Origin of the sequence: Candidatus Pantoea edessiphila, assembly GCF_002933345.1 — a bacterium.
Taxonomy (GTDB): Bacteria; Pseudomonadota; Gammaproteobacteria; order Enterobacterales; family Enterobacteriaceae; genus Pantoea_C.
Genome location: NZ_PDKR01000003.1, coordinates 60,800 through 82,060, shown reverse-complemented (window position 1 = coordinate 82,060; position 21,261 = coordinate 60,800). Strand labels below are relative to the sequence as shown.

The 21,261-nt window shown below is 30.7% G+C and carries 34 protein-coding genes; all 34 read right to left on the bottom strand.

Annotation, left to right across the window (positions count from 1 at the left end; translation table 11 throughout):
• Positions 1-23 precede the first annotated feature (23 nt).
• Positions 24-413, bottom strand: coding sequence for a 30S ribosomal protein S11 (gene rpsK, locus CRV09_RS02745; RefSeq protein WP_136132604.1), 390 nt, complete (start codon positions 411-413; stop codon positions 24-26).
• Positions 414-427: 14 nt separating this feature from the next.
• Entirely contained in the window at positions 428-784 is a 357-nt protein-coding gene (gene rpsM, locus CRV09_RS02740; protein ID WP_136132603.1) for a 30S ribosomal protein S13, read from the bottom strand.
• A 93-nt stretch (positions 785-877) separates the two neighbouring features.
• Positions 878-994: a 50S ribosomal protein L36 gene (gene rpmJ / locus CRV09_RS02735; protein ID WP_136132602.1), complete on the bottom strand. Its 117-nt coding sequence runs from the start codon at positions 992-994 to the stop codon at positions 878-880.
• Positions 995-1,045: 51 nt separating this feature from the next.
• Positions 1,046-2,365 (bottom strand): preprotein translocase subunit SecY, encoded by a 1,320-nt coding sequence (secY, locus tag CRV09_RS02730; RefSeq protein WP_136132601.1) that lies wholly within the window; start codon positions 2,363-2,365, stop codon positions 1,046-1,048.
• A gap of 7 nt (positions 2,366-2,372) precedes the next feature.
• A complete protein-coding gene (gene rplO, locus CRV09_RS02725; protein WP_136132617.1) occupies positions 2,373-2,804 on the bottom strand; it encodes a 50S ribosomal protein L15 in 432 nt (143 codons plus the stop codon).
• A 1-nt stretch (position 2,805) separates the two neighbouring features.
• A complete protein-coding gene (rpmD, locus tag CRV09_RS02720) occupies positions 2,806-2,994 on the bottom strand; it encodes a 50S ribosomal protein L30 (protein WP_136132616.1) in 189 nt (62 codons plus the stop codon).
• 4 nt (positions 2,995-2,998) lie between these two features.
• A complete protein-coding gene (rpsE, locus tag CRV09_RS02715; RefSeq protein WP_136132600.1) occupies positions 2,999-3,502 on the bottom strand; it encodes a 30S ribosomal protein S5 in 504 nt (167 codons plus the stop codon).
• A 17-nt stretch (positions 3,503-3,519) separates the two neighbouring features.
• Positions 3,520-3,876 (bottom strand): 50S ribosomal protein L18, encoded by a 357-nt coding sequence (rplR, locus tag CRV09_RS02710; protein WP_136132599.1) that lies wholly within the window; start codon positions 3,874-3,876, stop codon positions 3,520-3,522.
• 10 nt (positions 3,877-3,886) lie between these two features.
• Positions 3,887-4,420: a 50S ribosomal protein L6 gene (rplF, locus tag CRV09_RS02705; protein ID WP_136132598.1), complete on the bottom strand. Its 534-nt coding sequence runs from the start codon at positions 4,418-4,420 to the stop codon at positions 3,887-3,889.
• Between the two features lie 25 nt (positions 4,421-4,445).
• Positions 4,446-4,841: a 30S ribosomal protein S8 gene (gene rpsH, locus CRV09_RS02700; RefSeq protein ID WP_136132597.1), complete on the bottom strand. Its 396-nt coding sequence runs from the start codon at positions 4,839-4,841 to the stop codon at positions 4,446-4,448.
• A 41-nt stretch (positions 4,842-4,882) separates the two neighbouring features.
• Positions 4,883-5,188, bottom strand: a complete 306-nt coding sequence (gene rpsN / locus CRV09_RS02695; RefSeq protein ID WP_136132596.1) for a 30S ribosomal protein S14 — start codon at positions 5,186-5,188, stop codon at positions 4,883-4,885.
• Positions 5,189-5,212: 24 nt separating this feature from the next.
• A complete protein-coding gene (gene rplE / locus CRV09_RS02690) occupies positions 5,213-5,752 on the bottom strand; it encodes a 50S ribosomal protein L5 (RefSeq protein WP_136132595.1) in 540 nt (179 codons plus the stop codon).
• Positions 5,753-5,766: 14 nt separating this feature from the next.
• Entirely contained in the window at positions 5,767-6,081 is a 315-nt protein-coding gene (gene rplX / locus CRV09_RS02685; protein ID WP_136132594.1) for a 50S ribosomal protein L24, read from the bottom strand.
• 15 nt (positions 6,082-6,096) lie between these two features.
• Positions 6,097-6,468 (bottom strand): 50S ribosomal protein L14, encoded by a 372-nt coding sequence (rplN, locus tag CRV09_RS02680; RefSeq protein ID WP_136132593.1) that lies wholly within the window; start codon positions 6,466-6,468, stop codon positions 6,097-6,099.
• A gap of 161 nt (positions 6,469-6,629) precedes the next feature.
• Entirely contained in the window at positions 6,630-6,890 is a 261-nt protein-coding gene (rpsQ, locus tag CRV09_RS02675; RefSeq protein ID WP_136132615.1) for a 30S ribosomal protein S17, read from the bottom strand.
• A gap of 9 nt (positions 6,891-6,899) precedes the next feature.
• Entirely contained in the window at positions 6,900-7,085 is a 186-nt protein-coding gene (rpmC, locus tag CRV09_RS02670) for a 50S ribosomal protein L29 (RefSeq protein ID WP_136132592.1), read from the bottom strand.
• Positions 7,085-7,498, bottom strand: a complete 414-nt coding sequence (gene rplP, locus CRV09_RS02665) for a 50S ribosomal protein L16 (RefSeq protein WP_136132591.1) — start codon at positions 7,496-7,498, stop codon at positions 7,085-7,087. Before rplP ends, rpmC begins: the two co-directional genes overlap by 1 nt.
• A 12-nt stretch (positions 7,499-7,510) precedes the next feature.
• On the bottom strand, positions 7,511-8,209 hold the full coding sequence (rpsC, locus tag CRV09_RS02660; RefSeq protein ID WP_136132590.1) for a 30S ribosomal protein S3: 699 nt from the start codon (positions 8,207-8,209) through the stop codon (positions 7,511-7,513).
• Positions 8,210-8,225: 16 nt separating this feature from the next.
• Positions 8,226-8,558, bottom strand: coding sequence for a 50S ribosomal protein L22 (rplV, locus tag CRV09_RS02655; RefSeq protein ID WP_136132589.1), 333 nt, complete (start codon positions 8,556-8,558; stop codon positions 8,226-8,228).
• A 9-nt stretch (positions 8,559-8,567) separates the two neighbouring features.
• On the bottom strand, positions 8,568-8,849 hold the full coding sequence (rpsS, locus tag CRV09_RS02650) for a 30S ribosomal protein S19 (RefSeq protein WP_136132588.1): 282 nt from the start codon (positions 8,847-8,849) through the stop codon (positions 8,568-8,570).
• Between the two features lie 24 nt (positions 8,850-8,873).
• Entirely contained in the window at positions 8,874-9,695 is an 822-nt protein-coding gene (rplB, locus tag CRV09_RS02645) for a 50S ribosomal protein L2 (RefSeq protein WP_136132587.1), read from the bottom strand.
• Between the two features lie 22 nt (positions 9,696-9,717).
• Positions 9,718-10,020 carry a 50S ribosomal protein L23 gene (rplW, locus tag CRV09_RS02640; RefSeq protein ID WP_136132586.1) on the bottom strand — a complete coding sequence of 101 codons (303 nt, stop codon included), beginning with the start codon at positions 10,018-10,020 and terminating at the stop codon, positions 9,718-9,720.
• A complete protein-coding gene (rplD, locus tag CRV09_RS02635) occupies positions 10,017-10,625 on the bottom strand; it encodes a 50S ribosomal protein L4 (protein WP_136132585.1) in 609 nt (202 codons plus the stop codon). The genes rplW and rplD overlap by 4 nt, the downstream gene beginning before the upstream one ends.
• Before the next feature lie 13 nt (positions 10,626-10,638).
• Positions 10,639-11,268, bottom strand: a complete 630-nt coding sequence (rplC, locus tag CRV09_RS02630) for a 50S ribosomal protein L3 (RefSeq protein WP_136132584.1) — start codon at positions 11,266-11,268, stop codon at positions 10,639-10,641.
• 24 nt (positions 11,269-11,292) lie between these two features.
• Entirely contained in the window at positions 11,293-11,604 is a 312-nt protein-coding gene (gene rpsJ, locus CRV09_RS02625; RefSeq protein WP_136130275.1) for a 30S ribosomal protein S10, read from the bottom strand.
• A gap of 613 nt (positions 11,605-12,217) precedes the next feature.
• Positions 12,218-13,402 carry an elongation factor Tu gene (tuf, locus tag CRV09_RS02620; protein WP_136132583.1) on the bottom strand — a complete coding sequence of 395 codons (1,185 nt, stop codon included), beginning with the start codon at positions 13,400-13,402 and terminating at the stop codon, positions 12,218-12,220.
• Positions 13,403-13,467: 65 nt separating this feature from the next.
• Positions 13,468-15,576, bottom strand: a complete 2,109-nt coding sequence (fusA, locus tag CRV09_RS02615) for an elongation factor G (RefSeq protein WP_136132582.1) — start codon at positions 15,574-15,576, stop codon at positions 13,468-13,470.
• Positions 15,577-15,678: 102 nt separating this feature from the next.
• Positions 15,679-16,149: a 30S ribosomal protein S7 gene (gene rpsG, locus CRV09_RS02610; RefSeq protein ID WP_136132581.1), complete on the bottom strand. Its 471-nt coding sequence runs from the start codon at positions 16,147-16,149 to the stop codon at positions 15,679-15,681.
• 70 nt (positions 16,150-16,219) lie between these two features.
• Complete coding sequence (gene rpsL, locus CRV09_RS02605) at positions 16,220-16,594, bottom strand: 30S ribosomal protein S12 (RefSeq protein ID WP_136132580.1); 375 nt, start codon at positions 16,592-16,594, stop codon at positions 16,220-16,222.
• 100 nt (positions 16,595-16,694) lie between these two features.
• Positions 16,695-16,988, bottom strand: a complete 294-nt coding sequence (tusB, locus tag CRV09_RS02600; RefSeq protein WP_136132614.1) for a sulfurtransferase complex subunit TusB — start codon at positions 16,986-16,988, stop codon at positions 16,695-16,697.
• Between the two features lie 13 nt (positions 16,989-17,001).
• The gene (gene tusC / locus CRV09_RS02595; RefSeq protein WP_136132579.1) at positions 17,002-17,364 is read right to left on the bottom strand and encodes a sulfurtransferase complex subunit TusC; all 363 of its coding nucleotides are present in this window, start codon (positions 17,362-17,364) and stop codon (positions 17,002-17,004) included.
• Positions 17,364-17,750, bottom strand: coding sequence for a sulfurtransferase complex subunit TusD (gene tusD, locus CRV09_RS02590; RefSeq protein ID WP_136132578.1), 387 nt, complete (start codon positions 17,748-17,750; stop codon positions 17,364-17,366). The genes tusC and tusD overlap by 1 nt, the downstream gene beginning before the upstream one ends.
• A gap of 1,543 nt (positions 17,751-19,293) precedes the next feature.
• Positions 19,294-20,289 (bottom strand): tryptophan--tRNA ligase, encoded by a 996-nt coding sequence (trpS, locus tag CRV09_RS02585; RefSeq protein WP_136132577.1) that lies wholly within the window; start codon positions 20,287-20,289, stop codon positions 19,294-19,296.
• Positions 20,290-20,456: 167 nt separating this feature from the next.
• Positions 20,457-21,140 (bottom strand): ribulose-phosphate 3-epimerase, encoded by a 684-nt coding sequence (gene rpe / locus CRV09_RS02580; protein WP_136132576.1) that lies wholly within the window; start codon positions 21,138-21,140, stop codon positions 20,457-20,459.
• Positions 21,141-21,261: the final 121 nt, after the last annotated feature.

Here is a 21,261-nt window from a genome sequence, read left to right as displayed (position 1 = left end):
TTCTCCAGCTATTTTAAAATAAATTATACACGACGTTTTTTTGGCGGACGACAACCGTTATGAGGGATGGGTGTCATATCAATAATATTGATAATCCGGAAACCAACTGTATTTAAAGCACGAATAGTTGATTCACGACCTGGACCAGGACCTTTTACCATTACCTCTAAATTTTTAATGCCGTAATCTTTTACCGCCTCTGCACAACGTTCCGCAGCAATTTGGGCAGCAAAGGGAGTTGATTTACGTGAACCACGAAAACCTGATCCACCTGCAGTTGCCCAACCTAATGCGTTACCTTGACGATCAGTAATAGTAACAATAGTATTATTAAAGGAAGCGTGGATATAAGCCACACCATCTAAAATTTGTTTTTTTACACGTTTACGTGTACGAACTAATGCCTTTGCCATTTTACTTATCTCGATTATTTTTTAATATGTTTACGAGGACCTTTACGTGTACGTGCATTGGTTTTAGTACGCTGACCACGAACCGGAAGACCACGGCGATGACGTAAACCACGATAACAACCCAAATCGATTAATCGCTTAATACTAATATTAACTTCACGCCGTAAATCACCTTCAATAACAAATTTAGCAACCTCATCTCGTAATTTATCAATTTGTTTTTCAGATAATTTACTTACTTTAATATTTTCATTAATACCAGTAATAGCACAAATTTTTTTAGAGCGAACTTTACCAATACCAAAAATAGTGGTTAATGACATAACTATATGCTTATTATCAGGAATATCTATTCCTGCTATACGAGTCAAATTACTCTCCTAATAATTTTCAATTAATTTTTGTACATTATATTGTGAATAAAAATATAAATTGAATAATTTGTTATAAAACAAATTATTCAATTAACCTTGACGTTGTTTATGTTTAGAATGAGACTTGCAAATTACACGGACAATACCGTTACGACGAATAATTTTACAGCTACGACATAGTTTCTTAACAGAAGTGCGAACTTTCATTTATAATATTCCTTTTTTACTATTAAATTTATTTAAAAATAATTAATCAGATTATTTTAAATTAGATTTTTTCAATGCAAGATCATATTGACTTGACATCATTAATGTTTGTACTTGAGACATAAAGTCCATAATAACTACAACCACAATTAATAATGAAGTCCCACCAAAATAAAATGGTACCTTCATAAGACTTCTCATGAATTCAGGAATAAGACATATAAACGTGATATAAAAAGCACCAAATAAAGTTAAACGAGTCATCACCTTATTAATATATTTTGCTGTTTGTTCTCCTGGACGAATTCCTGGTATAAATGCTCCAGATTTTTTTAAATTATCTGCTGTTTCACGAGGATTAAAAACCAAAGCTGTATAAAAAAAACAGAAAAAAATGATTGCAGCAGCATAAATCAATACATAAAGCGGTTGTCCAGGTTGAAGATATAAAGAAACAGTAGCTAACCATTTCCAATGATTATTATTACCAAGCCATGAAGTCATAGTTGCAGGAAATAGAATAATACTAGAAGCAAAAATAGCAGGAATCACACCAGCCATATTAACTTTTAACGGTAAATGTGTGCACTGTACTGCATACAAACGACGTCCTTGTTGTCTTTTTGCATAATTAGCCATTATTCGACGTTGACCTCGTTCGACGAAAATAACAAAAAATGTGACCATAAATATGAAAAGCAAAATAAATAGTAATAAAAAGATATGTAATTCACCTTGTCTGGTTTGTTCAATAGTGTGACTTATTGCTGATGGTAATCCTGCAATGATACCAGCAAAAATAATAATAGAAATACCGTTACCTATTCCACGCTCAGTAATTTGTTCACCTAACCACATTAAAAAAATAGTGCCTGATACTAAACTGACAACCGCTGTTGAATAAAAAAATAAGCCAGGTTTAAAAATTAAGTTATGCATACCTAGCATATTAGGTAAACCAACAGCAATACCCATTGATTGGAGTATAGCTAAGACCAAGGTGCAGTAACGCGTATATTTATCAATTTTACGACGACCTATCTCCCCTTCTTTCTTTATTTCTATTAGTTTCGGATGAATTGCAGTTAATAATTGAATAATAATTGATGCTGAAACATATGGCATTATTCCCAATGCAAAGATAGAAGCACGACTTAAAGATCCACCAGAAAACATATTAAACATCTCAATTATGGTTCCACGTTGTTGTTCAATTATTTTTTTAAGTATGCTCACGTCAATACCAGGAATTGGAATAAAAGAGCCAATACGAAAGACCACTAAGCTAATAAATAAAAATAATAATCTATTTTTTAAGTCACTTAAACTATTCTTGGTATTTTTAAAATCAAATCCCAATTGTTTTATCATTTAGTACTTAATCCTCAATTATGCCACCGATACCTTCAATAGCTTTTTTAGCACCATTAGTAACATTCAAACCACAAATTTTTATTGGTCTAGAGAGACCATTAGAAAAAATTATTTTAACGGATTTCACACGATTATTAATAACGTTAAATTTTTTCAGAGTATTTAAAGATATAATATCATCTTTAACTTTTATCAAATCAAATAGACGAACTTCTTGAACAAAATTTTTACGTGATGTAAAACCAAACTTTGGCAAACGACGATATATAGGCATTTGACCGCCTTCAAAACCACGGTTGATATTACCTCCAGAACGAGATTTTTGGCCCTTATGTCCACGACCACAAGTTTTACCCAAACCAGATCCTATACCACGACCTACTCTTTTACTAAAATGTTTAGATCCGATAGCAGGAGATAAATTGTTTAATCTCAAATTATTCATCTTCTTTTATTACTTTTACCATATATGAAATAACATTAATCATACCACGTATAGATGGATTATCCTTGCGTTCTACGGTATGACCAATACGCCGTAAACCTAAACCGATAAGAGTTAGTTTATGAGATGGTAAACAACCAATAGAACTACGTATCTGAGTTATTTTAATTTTTTTATCAATCATTTTATATCTCCATAATATTTTTTATAGATTTGCCCCGTTTAGCAGCAATCACTTCAGGAGAGCTCATATTACTTAATCCCTCTATAGTAGCACGAACAACATTAATTGGATTAGTGGATCCATACGTCTTAGCTAAAACATTATGTACTCCAGCAACTTCAAGTACAGCTCTCATGGCACCTCCAGCTATAATACCGGTACCTTGTGAAGCTGGTTGCATAAATACCTTAGAACCTGTATGAGAGCCCTTAACAGAATGCTGTAAAGTACCATTTTTTAATATGATGCTTACCATATTACGGCGAGCTTTTTCCATTGCCTTCTGTATAGCAGCGGGCACTTCACGTGCTTTACCATATCCAAAACCTACACGACCATTACCATCACCTACTACAGTCAGCGCTGTGAAAGAAAAAATACGTCCTCCCTTGACAGTTTTAGATACACGATTTACAGCAATTAGTTTTTCTTGTAACTCACCTATTTGTTTCTCGATATTTGCCATATTTAAATACCTACCTACTAGAATTTAAGGCCGACTTCACGGGCAGCATCCGCTAACGCTTTAATACGACCGTGATATTTGAAACCAGACCTATCGAAGGAAACACTAGTAATGTCTTTTTTCATTGCACGTTCTGCAATAAATCTACCTACAACACTAGCAGCTTTTTTATTACCAGTATATTGAAGTTGGTTATTAATAATTTTTTCTACAGTGGAAGCAGAAATCAAAACTTTAGAACCGCTTGAACTAATTACCTGTGCATAAATATGACGTGGGGTACGATGTACAACTAAACGAATAGCACCTAATTCTTTAATCTTACATCTTGTGCTATTACTACGACGGATACGAGCAGATCTTTTCTTGTTCATTATATACCTACTACTTCTTTTTAGCTTCTTTTATAGCAATTTTCTCATCAATATAACAAATACCTTTACCTTTATAGGGTTCTGGAGGACGATAAGAACGTAAATCAGCTGCTACTTGACCTATTAACTGCTTATTAGCACTTTTTAAAATGATTTCAGTTTGAATTGGACATTCAGCAAAAACACCATTAGGTAAAGAATGATTTATAGGATGAGAAAAACCTAAAGATAAATTTACTATATTATCATTAACTGATGCACGATAACCCACTCCAACTAATTGCAATTTTTTAATAAAACCTTTATCAACTCCAATAACCATTGCATTAATTATCGAACGGGATGTGCCAGCTTGTGACCAACCACTAACACAATCTTTACAAGGATTGAAAGTTAAAATATTATCAATATATTGTATTTTAACTGAACTATTTATAAACTGATGTAATTCTCCATTTTTACCTTTTATTGAAATTACCTGACCATTTAGTTTCACCTCTACACCAATTGGAATAATAATAGGCGTTTTAGCAATACGAGACATTAAATCCTCCAAAATAATTATTATCTTACGCTAAATGGCAAATAACTTCTCCACCAAGACCTATATAACGTGCCATACTATCAGTCATAACACCTTTAGATGTAGAAATAACAGCTACACCCATACCATCCATAACTTTTGGAAGGTTATTTTTCTTTTTATAAATTCTTAAACCAGGGCGACTTATTCTTTGAATTTTTGACAACACCGGTTTACCTTTAAAATATTTTAAAGTGAGTTCTAATTGCGTCTTTTTATCATTATCTATAACTTTAAAATTTTCAATATATCCTTCTTCTTTAAGAACTTTAGAAATTGCTAGTTTTAGTTTAGAAGAAGACATATTAACAGCGACCTTATTTGAAGACTGACCGTTACGTATTCTTGTTAACATATCAGCTACAGAATCTTGCATACTCATTAATTTTTTCCTCATTATAGTTAAATTAATCTGCAAAATTATTACCAACTAGCTTTTTTAAGTCCTGGTATATCTCCACGCATTGCTGCTTCTCTAACTTTTATACGACTTAAACCAAATTTTCGTAAAAAACCTCTAGGACGACCTGTTTGACGACAACGATTACGTTGACGTGAAGGGCTAGAATCACGAGGAAGACATTGCAATTTTAAAATCGCATCCCAGCGCATTTTATTAGAAACTTTAGTATTAGCAATAATTGCTTTAAGATCATTACGTTTCGTAAGTAATTTATTTGCTAATTTTATACGCTTAACTTCTCTAGCTTTCATTGATTTTTTAGCCATATTAGATATATCACCTCACCTTAATTATTTACGAAAAGGGAAATTAAAGGCTGCAAGTAAAGCTAAGCCTTCCTTATCAGATTTTGCAGAAGTACTGATAGCAATATCTAATCCCCGAATGTGATTCATTTTATCATATCTAATTTCAGGAAAGATAATTTGTTCACGTATCCCTATATTATAATTACCAAAACCGTCAAATGATTTAACTGAAAAACCACGAAAATCACGAATACGCGGTATAACGATGACAATTAAGCGTTCTAAAAATTCCCACATTCTTTTTCCGCGAAGTGTAACTTTACAACCAATAGGATATCCTTGTCTGATTTTAAATCCTGCTATTGATTTTCTAACTTTGGTAATTAAAGGTTTTTGGCCAGAAATTGCTGTTAAATCAGATATAGCATTATCTAATATTTTTTTATCCACAACCGCTTCACCAACACCCATATTTACTGTAATTTTACTGATTTTAGGAACTTGCATGACAGAATTGTAACCAAAATGAGCTTTGAGATTTTGGATCACTTCATTTTTATAATAATCCTGTAATGTAGACATCATTTTACTCCAAATTACTTAATTGTTTTGTTATTAGATTTAAAGAAACGAACTTTCCTACCTTCTTCAAATCTAAAACCTACACGATCTGCTTTTCCAGTAATTGAATTAAAAAGTGCAACATTAGAAATTTGGATTGCTGCTTCTTTTTCAATAATACTACCAGGTTTATTAAGTGATGAAATAGGTTTTTGATGTTTCTTTATTAGATTAACACCTTCTACGATAACCTTGCCAGAAATTAATATACTTTTCACCTTTCCTCGTTTGCCCTTATCTTTACCAGTTAAAACAATGATTTCATCATTACGACGAATCTTAGCTGCCATCATTATTTACCTCAATTAGAGCACTTCTGGTGCTAACGAAATAATTTTCATAAATTTTTCAGTACGCAGTTCGTGAGTGACTGGTCCAAAAATACGTGTACCGATTGGTTGTTCACTATTATTATTTAAAACAACACAGGCATTATTATCAAAACGAATTGTAGAACCATCTAAACGCCGAACACCTTTTTTACTACGAACAATCACTGCTTTTAAAACTTCCCCTTTTTTTACTTTACCACGAGGAATTGCTTCTTTAATAGTAATTTTTATTATATCACCAATTCTAGCATATCGTCGATGTGAACCACCTAACACTTTAATACACATTACTCTACGAGCGCCAGAATTATCAGCAACGCATAGCATAGTTTGTTCTTGAATCACTTTATTACCCCACTTAATTTTTTTATAATTACAACTAATTTTTAACAATATTATCTTTTTTTAAAAAAATTAATATTGTTAATATAAAAAATTTAATCAAGGAAAAAAACGAACGACCCTTCCGAGCCGTTCACCTATTATTATATTTCTATATCTATATTCTAATTTTGCAAAATAGCTCTTTCTATTACACGAACCAATTTCCATGATTTAGTTTTAGAAAAAGGACGGCATTCACAAACTTCTACTATATCATTAATTTTACATTCATTTTTTTCATCATGAATATGCAAATTAGTTGTACGTTTAATAAATTTACCGTATATAGGATGTTTTACAAGGCGTTCAATTACAACAACTGCAGATTTCTGCATCTTATCACTAATAACACGACCTTGTAGCGTACGGATTTTATTGGTAATCACAAATTATCAACCTTTTTCAGTTATTAAAGTTTTAACTCGTGCGATATCACGACGTACTTGTTTTAATAAATGAGTTTTCTGTAACTGACCGGATGACGCTTGCATACGTAAATTAAATTCTTCACGCAACAAACTAAACAGTTCAGTATTCAGTTCTTCAATATTTTTTTTACGCAACTTTGTTGCTTTCATTACATTATCGCTTTAGTTACAAAGGTAGTTTTGATAGGTAGCTTTGCAGCTGCCAATTTAAATGCCCCTCGGGCTAAATCTTCTGTTACACTACTATCTATTTCATAAAGAATTTTACCTGGTTGAATCATGGCAACCCAATACTCGACATTACCTTTACCTTTACCCATACGTACTTCTAATGGTTTTTCAGTTATCGGTTTATCTGGAAATACACGAATCCATATTTTACCTTGACGTTTAACTGCACGAGTCATAGCACGGCGAGCAGCTTCAATTTGTTTGGAACTTAAACGACCACGCTCAACTGCTTTTAAGCCAAACATACCAAAGCTAATTTTAGTCCCGGTAGCTAAACCACGATTTTTACCTTTATGTACTTTACGGAATTTTGTGCGTTTTGGCTGTAACACAGCGATTCTCCTTTACTTACGGTTTTTACGCTGCTGTTTTTTAGGTTGATTAGTTGAATCTAATTGTTCGATAGAAATTAAGTTACCTAAAATTTCACCTTTAAAAACCCATACCTTTACACCAATTACACCATAGGTGGTGTAAGCTTCAGCGATACTATAGTCAATATCAGCACGTATAGTATGTAAAGGTACACGTCCTTCACGACACCATTCTGTACGTGCTATTTCAGACCCTCCTAATCTACCACTAATTTCAACTTTAATGCCCTTGGCACCCAAACGCATAGCGTTTTGAACAACTCTTTTCATAACACGTCGAAACATTACGCGACGTTCTAACTGAGAGGTAATACTGTTCGCTATTAACTTTGCATCCAATTCCGGTTTACATACTTCAGATATGTTAACTTGCGTAGGAACACCAGAAATATTTGCTATAGACACCCTCAGTTTCTCTACATCTTCACCTTTTTTACCAATTACTATACCAGGACGAGCAGTATGGATAGTCACACGTATACTTTTAGCTGGTCTTTCAATAACTATACGAGATATAGAAGCTTTAGCTAGTTTTTTAGTAAGAAACTGACGTACCTTATAGTCGTTTTCCAAATTGCTTGCAAATTCTTTTGTATTTGCAAACCAAGTAGAATTCCACGGCTTTATGATACCCAACCTCATCCCATTTGGATGCACTTTTTGACCCATTACTAATCTCCGTATTTCAGCGATTAGATACAACTACAGTGATATGGCTAGTACGCTTTACAATACGATCAGAACGACCTTTAGCACGTAGCATCATTCTTTTCATAGTAGGTCCTTCATCTACTGAAATTTTTTTAATTCTTAAATCGTCAATATCAGAACCATTGTTGTTTTCAGCATTAGCTATAGCAGATTCTAATACTTTTTTTACTAATAAGGCTGCTTTTTTATTACTATACACTAAAACATTTAAAGCTTCTGATACTTTTTTTCCTCGAATCAAATTCACTACTAATCGCAACTTTTGGGCAGAAGAATGAGCACGGCGATATTTAGCGATACTTTCCACTTTTTTCCCCTACTTTACTTTTTTAACTTTCTTATCAGATGTATGACCACGATAAGTACGTGTTGGAGCGAATTCACCTAATTTATGACCTACCATTTCGTCAGAAATAAAAACAGGAATATGTTGACGACCATTATGAACAGCTATGGTTAATCCTATCATTTTAGGAAAAATAGTCGAACGACGCGACCAAGTACGTAAAGGTTTTTTATCACCATTTTCCACTGCTTTCTCTACTTTATTAAGCAAATGTAGGTCTATAAATGGACCTTTCTTGAGAGAACGTGGCATACGAGTGTATCCTCTATTATAATATTATTTATTACGTCTACGTACTATAAATTTATCAGTACGTTTATTATTGCGGGTTTTTTTCCCCTTAGTTTGAATACCCCATGGAGTTACGGGATGTTTGCCAAAATTACGACCTTCTCCACCTCCATGTGGATGATCTACAGGATTCATAGCTGTTCCTCGAACAGTAGGACGAATACCGCGCCAGCGAGATGCTCCAGCTTTACCAAAAGATTGTAACATATGTTGAGCATTACCAACTTCTCCTAAAGTTGCTCGACAATTAGAATTAACTTTACGTATTTCTCCTGAACGTAAACGCAAAGTAACATAAAAATTTTCTTTTGCAACTATTTGAGCATACGAACCAGCAGAACGAGCAATCTGACCACCTTTACCTGGTTTCATTTCTACATTATGTATAATTGAACCTACTGGAATATTATTAATTGGAAGTGTGTTACCTAATTTGATTAAAGCATTATTACCAGATTGAATCTTATCACCAACTTTCAAACCTTTAATAGCTAAAATATAACGACGCTCACCATCTTTATATAATACCAAGGCAATATTTGCAGAACGATTTGGATCGTATTCTAAACGTTCAATTGATGCAGAAACATTGTCTTTATTCCTTTTAAAATCTATTACACGATAACTTTGCTTATGACCACCACCAATATGACGCGTAGTAATTCTACCATTATTATTACGTCCTCCAGATTTAATCTTTTTCTCTAATAAATTAGCGAATGGTTTTCCTCTGTAAAGATTTAAATCAACTACTTTCACCATATGCCTATGACCTGGAGATGTTGGCTTACATTTCATAACTGCCATTATTGTTTTATTTCCTTCAGCATTATTCAGAGATATTAATAAAATCTAAGTTTTGGCCTTTTTGTAAAGTAATATAAGCTTTTTTCCAATTCTCTTGACGATTTTTTTGTTTTTTATTGTTTTTAATTTTATCTTTCACAATCAAGGTATTTACATTTTTTACTTTTACTTCAAATATTTTTTCAACAGCTAAAAAAATTTCTTTTTTATTAGTATTCTTACTTACTTTAAGCACAATAGTACTAGTATTCTTAACTAAAGAAGATGCTTTTTCAGAAGAATGTTGTTTTCTTATTATTTCAAAAAAACGTTCTTTACTATTCATTCTAGCATCTCCGAAATTTGTTTCATTGCATCAACTGTTATAATGATTTTATCAGACACAATTAAACTAACTGGATTAATATTTTTTACAGTTTTTATATCCACTTTATATAAATTGCGAGCTGATAAAAATAAATTTTTATCAGTTGTATGGGTAATTATAAGAATATTTCTACTACATCCTAAATTTTGTAATTTTTGCAATAACAATTTAGTTTTTGGATATTCTATAGCGAAATTTGTAAAAACTATTAATCTATTTTGACGTATTAACTCTGAAAAAATACTTTTCAATGCACCTCGATACATTTTTTTATTAACTTTTTGATTATATTTTTGGGGTTTTGCAGCAAAAGTTACTCCACCAGAGCGCCAAATAGGACTTCTTATAGAACCTGCTCTTGCACGACCAGTGCCTTTCTGACGCCAAGGTTTTCTACTAGAACCGCTTACTTCAGCTCTACTTTTTTGTGCACTAGTTCCTTGACGAGCACCTGATGCATATGCAACAACGACTTGATGAACTAATGCTTCATTAAAAGGATGACAAAAAGTAGTTTCAGAAATAGTCATAGTACTTTGAGCATCTTGCAATGATAATTCCATCGTCGCTATTCTCCTAAGTCTTAATGGCTGGTTTAATAATTAAATTACCACCTATAGCACCGGGAACACCACCTTTGACTAAAAGCAATTTTCTTTTAATATCAACACATACTACATCTAAACTCTGAATAGTTACGCGTTCTTTACCTAATTGCCCTGCCATTTTTTTACCCTTAAAAACTCTGCCAGGCGTTTGATTTTGACCTATAGAACCAGGGACTCTATGTGATAGAGAATTACCATGAGCAGCATCTTGAGTACGAAAATTCCATCTCTTCACTGTCCCGGCAAATCCTTTACCTTTAGATATACCAGTTATATCTACTTTCTTTATATCACAAAATAATTCTATGCTAATTTTTTGACCTAAAGAATATAATTCACTTTTGCCAACTCGAAATTCCCATAAACCAAGACCAGCTTCAACCATAGCCTTCTTAAAATGACCAGCTTGAGCTTTAGTTATACGATTTGTTTTTTTATTTCCAGTAGTTACTTGAATAGCATTATAGCCATCATTTACGAGATCTTTAATTTGAACAACATGATTATCTTTAACTTCAATTACTGTTATAGGAATGGATACACTTTCCTTAGTAAAGATACGAGTCATTCCGATCTTTTTACCAACTAACCCAGTCATTAATTCAACCTCTCCATTAACAGATCAACCTAAACTGATCTGTACGTCAACACCAGCTGCTAGATCTAGACGCATAAGAGCATCGACAGTTTTTTCAGTTGGTTCAACAATGTCTACCAAACGCTGATGTGTTCGAATTTCATACTGATCACGCGCATCTTTATTAACGTGTGGAGAAATAGTAACAGTAAAGCGCTCTTTACGGGTTGGTAATGGGATTGGACCACGAACCTGCGCACCCGTGCGCTTAGCAGTCTCAACTATTTCTGCAGTTGATTTATCGATTAAACGATGATCAAATGCTTTAAGACGTATACGGATTCTTTGGTTCTGCATGGACCAGAGCTCCCAAATATTTAGATTAAGAATAAAACAAATTACCTTATCGGTATAACCGATAAAACAGCTAATTATTTAATATCAATCATTAATTGATATTAAATAAATTATATTTATTATGGAATTAAATTTAGACAACCTCATGGGTTATTATACGTAAATTTATCAAATAATCAATAAATATTATATTTAGCTTTAAAATTGTTGTATTAAATTATGAAGTTTAATGAAGACATACAAATATCTTTTTTTATCATTAAGCCTAATAATTAAAATATCATTTATTTACAATCTTTAAATTATTGATTTATATAATCAGTTAATTTTGATATGAAAACTACAATACAAGAATAATAAAACAAACTCTCGCTCCAATACTACCATAAACACAGTTTATTTTACATACATTATTTTTACTTTTTTATAATAAATATAAAAAATATCATTTTTATTTAAAATGATTTTAATTGTTTCCATCAATAATCGGTGTATTAAATTAAATTAATAAAATAGTCATAGTACAATACAATTATATATGATTTTAATTAAATATCTTTATATATAATTGAACAATTCTATTTAAGTGGCCGTGCAGACGGCCACTTAAATATTAACTAACAACTTTAGTTACAACTCCTGCACCAACTGTTCTACCTCCCTCACGAATAGCAAAACGTAAACCATCATCCATTGCGATGGGATGAATTAAAGTAACAAACATTTTTATATTGTCACCTGGCATTACCATTTCAACACCGTCTGGAAGATCTATCGAACCAGTAACATCCGTAGTACGGAAATAAAATTGAGGACGATAACCTTTAAAAAAAGGAGTATGCCTACCACCTTCTTCTTTTGATAAAACATAAACCTCAGCTTCAAACTTTACATGGGGTTTAATAGTATTAGGCTTAGCTAATACTTGACCACGCTGAATATCTTCTCTTTTAATACCACGCAACAAGATACCACAATTTTCACCCGCTTGCCCTTGATCTAATAATTTTCGGAACATTTCAACACCAGTACATATTGACTTTACGGTTGGTTTAATTCCTATAATTTCTACTTCATCACCTACTTTTATACTACCACGTTCAACACGACCGGTAACAACTGTACCTCGACCAGATATTGAAAAAACATCTTCAATTGGTAATAAAAATGGCAAATCAATTGCACGTACCGGTTCTGGAATATATTTATCAAGATAATCAGCTAATTCTATGATCTTTTGTTCCCATTCCAATTCTCCTTCTAATGCTTTTAAAGCAGAACCACGAATAATTGGAGTACTATCTCCTGGAAAATCATACTGTGATAGTAAATCACGGACTTCCATTTCAACTAACTCTAAAAGTTCTTCATCATCAACTAAATCACATTTGTTCAAAAATACAATTATATAAGGAACACCAACTTGACGACCTAGTAAAATATGTTCACGAGTTTGTGGCATTGGACCATCAGTTGCGGCAACAACTAGGATTGCTCCATCCATTTGTGCAGCACCTGTAATCATATTTTTTATATAATCAGCATGACCAGGACAATCAACATGTGCGTAATGACGATTTAAGGTTTCATATTCAACATGAGAAGTATTGATAGTAATACCACGAGCTTTTTCTTCTGGCGCATTATCGATTTGATCAAAAGCACAAGCTTGACCGCCGTATTTTTTTGATAAAACAGTTGTGATTGCTGAAGTTAAAGTAGTTTTACCATGATCAACATGACCAATAGTACCTACATTTATGTGCAATTTATTTCGTTGAAATTGCTCTTTTGCCATGGTTAAATTCCTTAACTATAATATCTTTTAATAAAAGATATTTATTCAAATTAAAACCTATATTTTTATTTACCACGAGCTTCAATAATAGCCTGAGCGATGTTGTTGGGCGCTTCGTCATATCTCAAAAACTCCATGGAGTAAGAAGCACGACCTTTAGTCAACGAACGTAATTGAGTTGCATAACCAAACATTTCAGATAAAGGTACTTCAGAATAAATAATTACACCCATTGAATTTGATTCTTGACCTCTAAGAATACCACGACGGCTACTTAAATCTCCAATAACATCTCCTGTATTCTCTTCTGGCGCTTCAACTTCAACTTTCATAATTGGCTCAAGTAAAACAGGTTTAGCTTTTTTAAATCCATCTTTAAATGCTAAAGATGCGGCCAATTTAAAAGCTAGTTCTGAAGAATCTACATCGTGATAAGAACCAAAGTGCAAACGCACACCTAAATCAACCACTGGATAACCAGCTAATGGTCCCGCTTTTAACTGTTCTTGAATACCTTTATCAACCGCTGGTATATATTCATTAGGGATGACACCACTTTTAATATCATTAATAAATTCGTATTCTTTACTACCTAATTCTAACGGATATAGGTCAATCACTACATGCCCATATTGGCCACGGCCACCAGACTGTTTTATATACTTACCCTCAATATTTGTAATTTTTTCTTTAATCGTTTCTCTATAGGCAACTTGAGGCTTTCCTATATTAGCCTCAACATTGAACTCACGTCTCATACGATCAACAATTATATCTAAGTGTAATTCACCCATACCAGCTATGATAGTCTGATTAGATTCTTCATCAATCCATACACGAAAAGATGGATCCTCCTTTGCTAAACGATTTAATGCTAAACTCATTTTTTCTTGATCAGCTTTAGTTTTTGGTTCAAGGGCAATAGATATAACTGGTTCAGGAAATTTTATACGTTCAAGTACTACTGGGTCATTTAGGTCACATAATGTATCACCAGTCATAACATCTTTAAGACCTATAGCTGCAGCTATATCTCCTGCCCGAACTTCTTTTATTTCTTCACGTTTATTAGCATGCATTTGGACAATACGACCAAAACGCTCTCGATGAGATTTAGCCGAATTTAATACAGCATCACCTGAACTGACAACACCTGAATAAACACGAAAAAATGTCAAATTACCAACAAATGGATCATTTGCTATTTTGAAAGCTAATGCAGAAAATGGTTCTTTATCATCAGATTGACGCACAACAATATCATCTTGATTACTATTTAACAATCCTTTAACTGGAGGAATATCAGTTGGTGCAGGTAGATATTCTACTACTGCATCTAACATAGATTGAACACCTTTGTTTTTAAATGCAGAACCACAGGTAACGAGTACTATTTCATTGTTCAATACTCTTTTACGCAATGATTTTTGAATTTCATTTGCTGTAATAGTTTCATCATTAAAATATTTTTCCATCAATTGATCAGATGATTCGATAGCTGCATCAATCAAATTTTGACGCCATTCTTGGGCTATATTTAACATATTATTTGGAATTTCTTCAGATGTAAATGTAACACCTTGATCTTTATCATTCCAATAAATAGCTTTCATTTTGATTAAATCAATAATACCTATAAACTTTTCTTCTGCCCCAATTGCCAAGTGTATAGGAACAGGATTAGCTCCCAAGCGATTTTTTAATTGTTTGACAACATTTAAAAAATTAGCACCCATGCGATCCATTTTATTAACAAATGCAAGACGAGGAACTTTATATTTATTTGCTTGCCGCCATACAGTTTCTGATTGTGGTTGAACGCCACCAACTGCACAGTAAATCATAACTACACCGTCAAGAATACGCATAGAACGTTCTACTTCAATAGTAAAATCAACATGTCCTGGAGTATCAATGATGTTAATACGATGCGGATCAAACTGATTAGCCATACCAGACCAAAATGTAGTAGTGGCAGCCGAAGTAATGGTGATACCTCTTTCTTGTTCTTGAGCCATCCAATCCATAGTAGCTGCACCATCATGTACCTCTCCTATCTTATGGTTTACTCCAGTATAGAATAAAATACGTTCTGTGGTGGTTGTTTTACCAGCATCAATATGTGCACTAATACCGATATTTCGGTAATGTGTAATAGGTGTTGTACGAGCCATTTAATTCCTCTGATTTTTAAGACTTTCAAAGTAATTTGAGACAAGCAAATGTTTAAAATTTACTAGTAGTCAATTTACTGTAATAGTAAATTAAACATTTTGTTACCAACGATAATGAGCAAAAGCTTTGTTTGCTTCCGCAATACGATGAACTTCTTCTCTTTTTTTTACTGCAATGCCTTTATTTTCTACAGCATCTGAAAGTTCATTTATTAATCTTAGAATCATAGATTTTTCTTCTCTTTTTCGAGCAGCTTCTACAATCCAACGCATTGCTAAAGCATCACGTCTAATTGGACGTACTTCCACAGGTACTTGATATGTAGAACCGCCTACACGACGTGATTTAACTTCAATTATCGGACGCACATTTTCAATAGCTATCTCAAATGTTTCTATTTCACTTTTACCAAGACGTTTAGATAATGCTTTAAGAGCAGAATATACTATTGATTCAGATATAGATTTTTTACCATCAATCATTAAAATATTTATAAATTTACCTAATAATTCAGATTTAAATCTAGGATCTGGTAAAATTTTACGTTGACTTATAACACGACGACGTGGCATAAATACTCCGTTAACTTTATTGTTTTTTAGATTAAATATTAAAAATAAGTAATATATTACTTATTTAATATCAAGCTTTTTGCTTCTTCATGCCATATTTAGAACGTGCTTTTTTACGATCTTTAACGCCTGCGCAATCCAAAGCTCCTCTAATAGTATGATAACGTACTCCTGGTAAATCCTTAACTCGACCGCCTCGAATCAGAACTACAGAATGTTCTTGCAAATTATGTCCTTCCCCCCCTATGTAAGAGGTTACTTCAAAGCTATTAGTTAACCTTACTCGACAAACCTTACGTAAAGCAGAATTCGGTTTTTTAGGTGTTGTTGTATATACACGAGTACATACACCTCTTTTTTGTGGACAAGATTCTAGTGCTGGTACATTGCTTTTGGTGATTTTACGGATACGAGGCTTACGTACTAGTTGATTGATTGTTGCCATTAAGGAGCTCCCAGATGGATTTGCTTTTTTTAATTATTATTAAATAATAAAAATATATTGTGTTAAGAACTTTTTATAAATTAATTAATTTATAAACTAATTACCAAACTATTTGTTGGTGATGTTTTTCGGTTAACTCAACAAAACCATTATAGTTCACCAAACGTACTTTATTTGAAATTTGTTTAATTATTCCCCTTGCTATTAAATCTTCTTCTAATACCCAAATTATAATTGATTTATTTATTCTTAATATTTTATTTATTATTAAACTATCTTTCAAAGAAGCTAATACTCCATCTTGTAGTAAAAGAACATCATCTTCAACACTAATTAGTAATAATAATGTATCAAGATCGCTATAAGTAGGAGAATTCATTAAAGTATGAAGCATCGTTATTTTCATCTCAAAATGTCAAGATGTGATTATATTCATTTAAATTTTTACGTAATGTTTTAGAGTCAACTATTTTAACAACATTTAGCAAATTTAATTGATTAGCTGATAAACCACGTTGTATTAATGAATCTAAACATAAAAAATATTTTTTAATATCATATAATTTTAAAATATAAAAAGTAGAAGAATAGTTTTTTCCTAAGATTAAATCAGGATTTTGATTAGAATTTAGATGTAACACACCATCACCAATAAAAAAAATTCCAATATTTGTATTTAAATCACTGATCGCTATTGCGGCATTTAGTCCTTCTACACCAACACTATTACCGTAAGGCATATGGGAAAATATAAAAGCTATGCTATTCATTAAAATTGTACTATCCTATCACAATTTGAAATTGCTTCTGCCAAAGCTCTTAGTCCACTAAAATAAAAACCAGGTTGTAAATTGCCTGATGAATAAAATTTATTTTCAGCTTCTTGTGCATTTAATATCCCACGATAAAAAGATGACGATATACATATATTTAAAGATATTTCTTGTTCTCTACTAAGGTTCTTCCATGCTGTTATTAAATTAAATTCATTTTTAGGAATAATTATGAATTGATTAGCATTTAATACACCTTCTCTATAAAAAAAAATACTTTTTAATTTATGTCCTGCTTTCAAAAGAGCTCGAGAAAATAATAATGCACTGGTTGCATGTTGAGTACCATATGGAGGACCGGTTACTAATAAATTATAATTCATTATAAATTAATGCCTTATTTAAGATAAACTAACTTTTAATTATATTAATTAAAAAATAAAATTGTGATATACTACAAAATTAATAATATTACATTCAATTTAAAAGTATAGTAATTCTTCACCTATATTATTAATAATTTATTGATTATAAATCATTTATTTGTTTTTTTTGAATATTTTAAATTAATTAATAATTTATTTGGAATTATAAATATTTCAGATATATCAAATATAGCATATATAATATGCTTTAATTGTTTTAAAACTATATATTAGATAAATTTTTAAAATCATTCATTATTTATGAAATTTTATGATTATAATAAAATAATATGAGAGATTAAAAAAACATTTTTTTGATTTTCTAATGTGAGTTTTTATTCATTAACTAATACCAATGATAAATAAATAACTAAAATTCAACTTTATATAGGTTACAATAATTTAATTTAAAAGATATATAACTATTATACAAGATAAGCATTAATCAAATTAAAAAAAATTATAAATTATTTAATGGTTATATATTAATAATATTTATATTTTAGATTAATTTTTTTGAAATTTTTATTGATAGATTAATTCCAAATATCATTAATTGATAGATTATAGTAATTTTGTCGTAATAATACAATTAATATTTTGCAAATATTATGAATATTTTAGAATGATATTCAGTCAATGTTTATTAAATATCACTTATATAAGTTCGTATATTATTGGTTAAATAGTTAAAATAGTAAAATTATAAATAAATATTATTAATCGGTTAATTGCTAACACTATTATATTAAATTTTAAAAATTCAATTAAACTTATGTAATTGCATATAGTAATTAAACAAGTAATTTTACGTTTAGTTTTTTTTGTATCTAAAAACATTAATACTAAAAATTTAAGGATTTAAGAATAGATCTTTCTAATAAAAAAAATCGAATCATTTAACAATAAAATTGAATTTTTATGGGAAAAACATAATTATTTTTTTAATCAAGTAGTTTTATTAGTGAACTTAGACTATTTAAAAAATTTAAGAAAGTAGCACTTGCGGTCCGTGTAGAAATTGCATGTGAAGTAGCTGAAATTTCATATAAAAATTTAGATGAATTAATTCATCTAAATATCAAACATATTAATTAATAATCTCATCAAAAGTACTCATCGTTTACAAGTTACATCTGAAAAAGTTTTATCCTGATATTTTTAGATGTAAAAAAACCATTTCTAAAATGCTTATAAATATAATAACTAAACAACTAAATACTATCCAGATTGCAGATGGAATGCAAGTTAAAATCAATAGGCAATAAATTTGGCAAATAGTTGGTCGTATTTTTAAAATATTAGAAGACAAAAATAATTTTACTCATGGTGAAACTATCCTTGTAAAACTATCCTTGTTTAAGGAATAAGATAAAAAGATTAAGTTATTTATTATAAGTTCATTATAAATCATAAAATGAAAATTTCACAATAATTATTAACTTAATAAATTGTAAATAATAATCAACAAAAATCTATAATAACATGTAATATCAATAAATTAAAAACATAAACCTATCGCTTTATAAACTTTGATTATTGTTTCTTTTGCTTTCAATTTAGCTTTATTTGCTCCTTCGTCTATTATTTGCTTAAGAAAAGGTATATTATTACGGTAATAATGATAACGTTCCTGAAGTTCTAATAACATTAAAGAAACTTCATTAGAAACAACTAATTTTAATTGGTTATAAGTTTTGCCTTGAAAATCACTTTGTAATTCAAATACATTCTTACCTGTTATACCTGATAATATATTGAGAAGATTTGAAACACCAGCTTTTTCTTTAATATCGTAACGAATTATAGGAGGATTATCGGAATCAGTAACTGCACGCTTGATTTTTTTTTCTATAAATTGCGGATCTTCTAAAAGACTAATAACATTATTACGATTGCGATCTGATTTAGACATTTTTTTTTCTATTTCTGTAAGTGACAAAATTTTTGATCCAAATTTTAAAATCATTGGTTCTGGAATTTTAAAAATATCTCCATAGATACTATTAAAACGTTGAGCAATTTTACGACTTAATTCTATATGTTGCTTTTGATCTTCACCTACAGGTACTTTATTTGTTTGGTATAATAAAATATCAGCAGCCATTAATATTGGATAATTAAATATACCTGAATTAATTTTATCTTCACTAGTTAATTTATTTTTAAATTGCGTCATACGATTAAGTTCACCGTAATAACAAAAACAACTCAAAATCCAATTAAGTTGAGTGTGTTCTGCTATATGAGATTGAATAAAAATAATACTTTTATCAGGATCAACGCCACATGCTAAATAAAGAGCTAATGTATCTAAAATAGATCTATTTAATGTTTTAGGATTTTGGCGAACAGTTAAGGTATGTAAGTCCACAATGCAATATATGCATTCAAAATCGTTTTGTATTTTAACCCATTGACTAATTGCACCTAGATAATTACCAATAGTTAATTCACCAGATGGTTGAACACCACTAAAAACTACAAATTTTTCCATCATTAAATCCTAATAATCTAGGAAAATTAACTCTTTGATTTTTAATGAAAAAATATTACTAATTATTAATAAGTCAATAATATCGATTAATATTGCTTATAATTAAGGGAAAATTTTATAAGATGAATTCCTTTTATAAAACAACATTATTAATGTTTACTGAAAAATTAATAACTCATTAAGTTATATTTTTCTATTTCTTGTCTCATATTATCGATAACTTTTTTATAATTATTGTTATTAAAAATGGCAGAGCCTATAACAAACATATCAGCTCCAGCTTTAGCTATTTCACCAATATTATCTATCTTAATTCCACCGTCTACCTCTAAAATAATATCATATCCACTATTATCAATTCTTTGTCTTACTTCACGTAATTTTTCTAACGTATTAGGAATAAAAGATTGACCACTAAAACCTGGATTTACTGACATAAGAAGAATTATGTCTAATTTATCCATTACGTAATCAAGGTAGTTGAGAACAGTAGTTGGATTAAATACTAATCCAGCTTTACAGCCATTTTCTTTTATTATTTGTATAGTTCTGTCAATATTTTCACTAGTTTCTGGATGAAATGTAATATAATTAGAACCAACTTTAGCAAAAACAGGTATCAGCGCATCTACAGGCTTTATCATAAGATGTACATCAATTGGTGCAGAAATTCCATAATCACGCAATGATTTCAAAACCATAGGACCTATAGTAAGATTAGGAACGTAATGATTATCCATAACATCAAAATGAATTATATCTGCTCCAGAATTTAAAACCTTTAGGATGTCCTCACCTAATCTAGCAAAATCCGCTGATAGTATTGAAGGAGCTAATAGATATTTTTTCATCTAAATTTACCTATTTTATTGAAATTATTAACACATATAACAAATTAATTTTAACACTTACTATTATTTATAGTTCATTTGGTATTTATTAACTTAATAATTTGCTTAATATTTTATATTA

Coding starts and splice junctions, on each gene's coding strand:
- rpsK (WP_136132604.1), bottom strand. CDS start 413: ATGGCAAAGGCATTAGTTCGTACACGTAAACGTGTAAAAAAACAAATT.
- rpmJ (WP_136132602.1), bottom strand. CDS start 994: ATGAAAGTTCGCACTTCTGTTAAGAAACTATGTCGTAGCTGTAAAATT.
- secY (WP_136132601.1), bottom strand. CDS start 2,365: ATGATAAAACAATTGGGATTTGATTTTAAAAATACCAAGAATAGTTTA.
- rpsE (WP_136132600.1), bottom strand. CDS start 3,502: ATGGCAAATATCGAGAAACAAATAGGTGAGTTACAAGAAAAACTAATT.
- rplR (WP_136132599.1), bottom strand. CDS start 3,876: ATGAACAAGAAAAGATCTGCTCGTATCCGTCGTAGTAATAGCACAAGA.
- rplF (WP_136132598.1), bottom strand. CDS start 4,420: ATGTCTCGTATTGCTAAAACGCCTATTATTATTCCAATTGGTGTAGAG.
- rpsH (WP_136132597.1), bottom strand. CDS start 4,841: ATGAGTATGCAAGATTCTGTAGCTGATATGTTAACAAGAATACGTAAC.
- rpsN (WP_136132596.1), bottom strand. CDS start 5,188: ATGGCTAAAAAATCAATGAAAGCTAGAGAAGTTAAGCGTATAAAATTA.
- rplE (WP_136132595.1), bottom strand. CDS start 5,752: ATGTCTACATTACAGGATTATTATAAAAATGAAGTGATCCAAAATCTC.
- rplX (WP_136132594.1), bottom strand. CDS start 6,081: ATGGCAGCTAAGATTCGTCGTAATGATGAAATCATTGTTTTAACTGGT.
- rpmC (WP_136132592.1), bottom strand. CDS start 7,085: ATGAAAGCAACAAAGTTGCGTAAAAAAAATATTGAAGAACTGAATACT.
- rpsC (WP_136132590.1), bottom strand. CDS start 8,209: ATGGGTCAAAAAGTGCATCCAAATGGGATGAGGTTGGGTATCATAAAG.
- rpsS (WP_136132588.1), bottom strand. CDS start 8,849: ATGCCACGTTCTCTCAAGAAAGGTCCATTTATAGACCTACATTTGCTT.
- rplB (WP_136132587.1), bottom strand. CDS start 9,695: ATGGCAGTTATGAAATGTAAGCCAACATCTCCAGGTCATAGGCATATG.
- rplW (WP_136132586.1), bottom strand. CDS start 10,020: ATGAATAGTAAAGAACGTTTTTTTGAAATAATAAGAAAACAACATTCT.
- rplD (WP_136132585.1), bottom strand. CDS start 10,625: ATGGAATTATCATTGCAAGATGCTCAAAGTACTATGACTATTTCTGAA.
- rplC (WP_136132584.1), bottom strand. CDS start 11,268: ATGACTGGGTTAGTTGGTAAAAAGATCGGAATGACTCGTATCTTTACT.
- rpsJ (WP_136130275.1), bottom strand. CDS start 11,604: ATGCAGAACCAAAGAATCCGTATACGTCTTAAAGCATTTGATCATCGT.
- tuf (WP_136132583.1), bottom strand. CDS start 13,402: ATGGCAAAAGAGCAATTTCAACGAAATAAATTGCACATAAATGTAGGT.
- fusA (WP_136132582.1), bottom strand. CDS start 15,576: ATGGCTCGTACAACACCTATTACACATTACCGAAATATCGGTATTAGT.
- rpsG (WP_136132581.1), bottom strand. CDS start 16,149: ATGCCACGTCGTCGTGTTATAAGTCAACGTAAAATTTTACCAGATCCT.
- rpsL (WP_136132580.1), bottom strand. CDS start 16,594: ATGGCAACAATCAATCAACTAGTACGTAAGCCTCGTATCCGTAAAATC.
- tusB (WP_136132614.1), bottom strand. CDS start 16,988: ATGCTTCATACTTTAATGAATTCTCCTACTTATAGCGATCTTGATACA.
- tusC (WP_136132579.1), bottom strand. CDS start 17,364: ATGAATAGCATAGCTTTTATATTTTCCCATATGCCTTACGGTAATAGT.
- tusD (WP_136132578.1), bottom strand. CDS start 17,750: ATGAATTATAATTTATTAGTAACCGGTCCTCCATATGGTACTCAACAT.
- trpS (WP_136132577.1), bottom strand. CDS start 20,289: ATGGAAAAATTTGTAGTTTTTAGTGGTGTTCAACCATCTGGTGAATTA.
- rpe (WP_136132576.1), bottom strand. CDS start 21,140: ATGAAAAAATATCTATTAGCTCCTTCAATACTATCAGCGGATTTTGCT.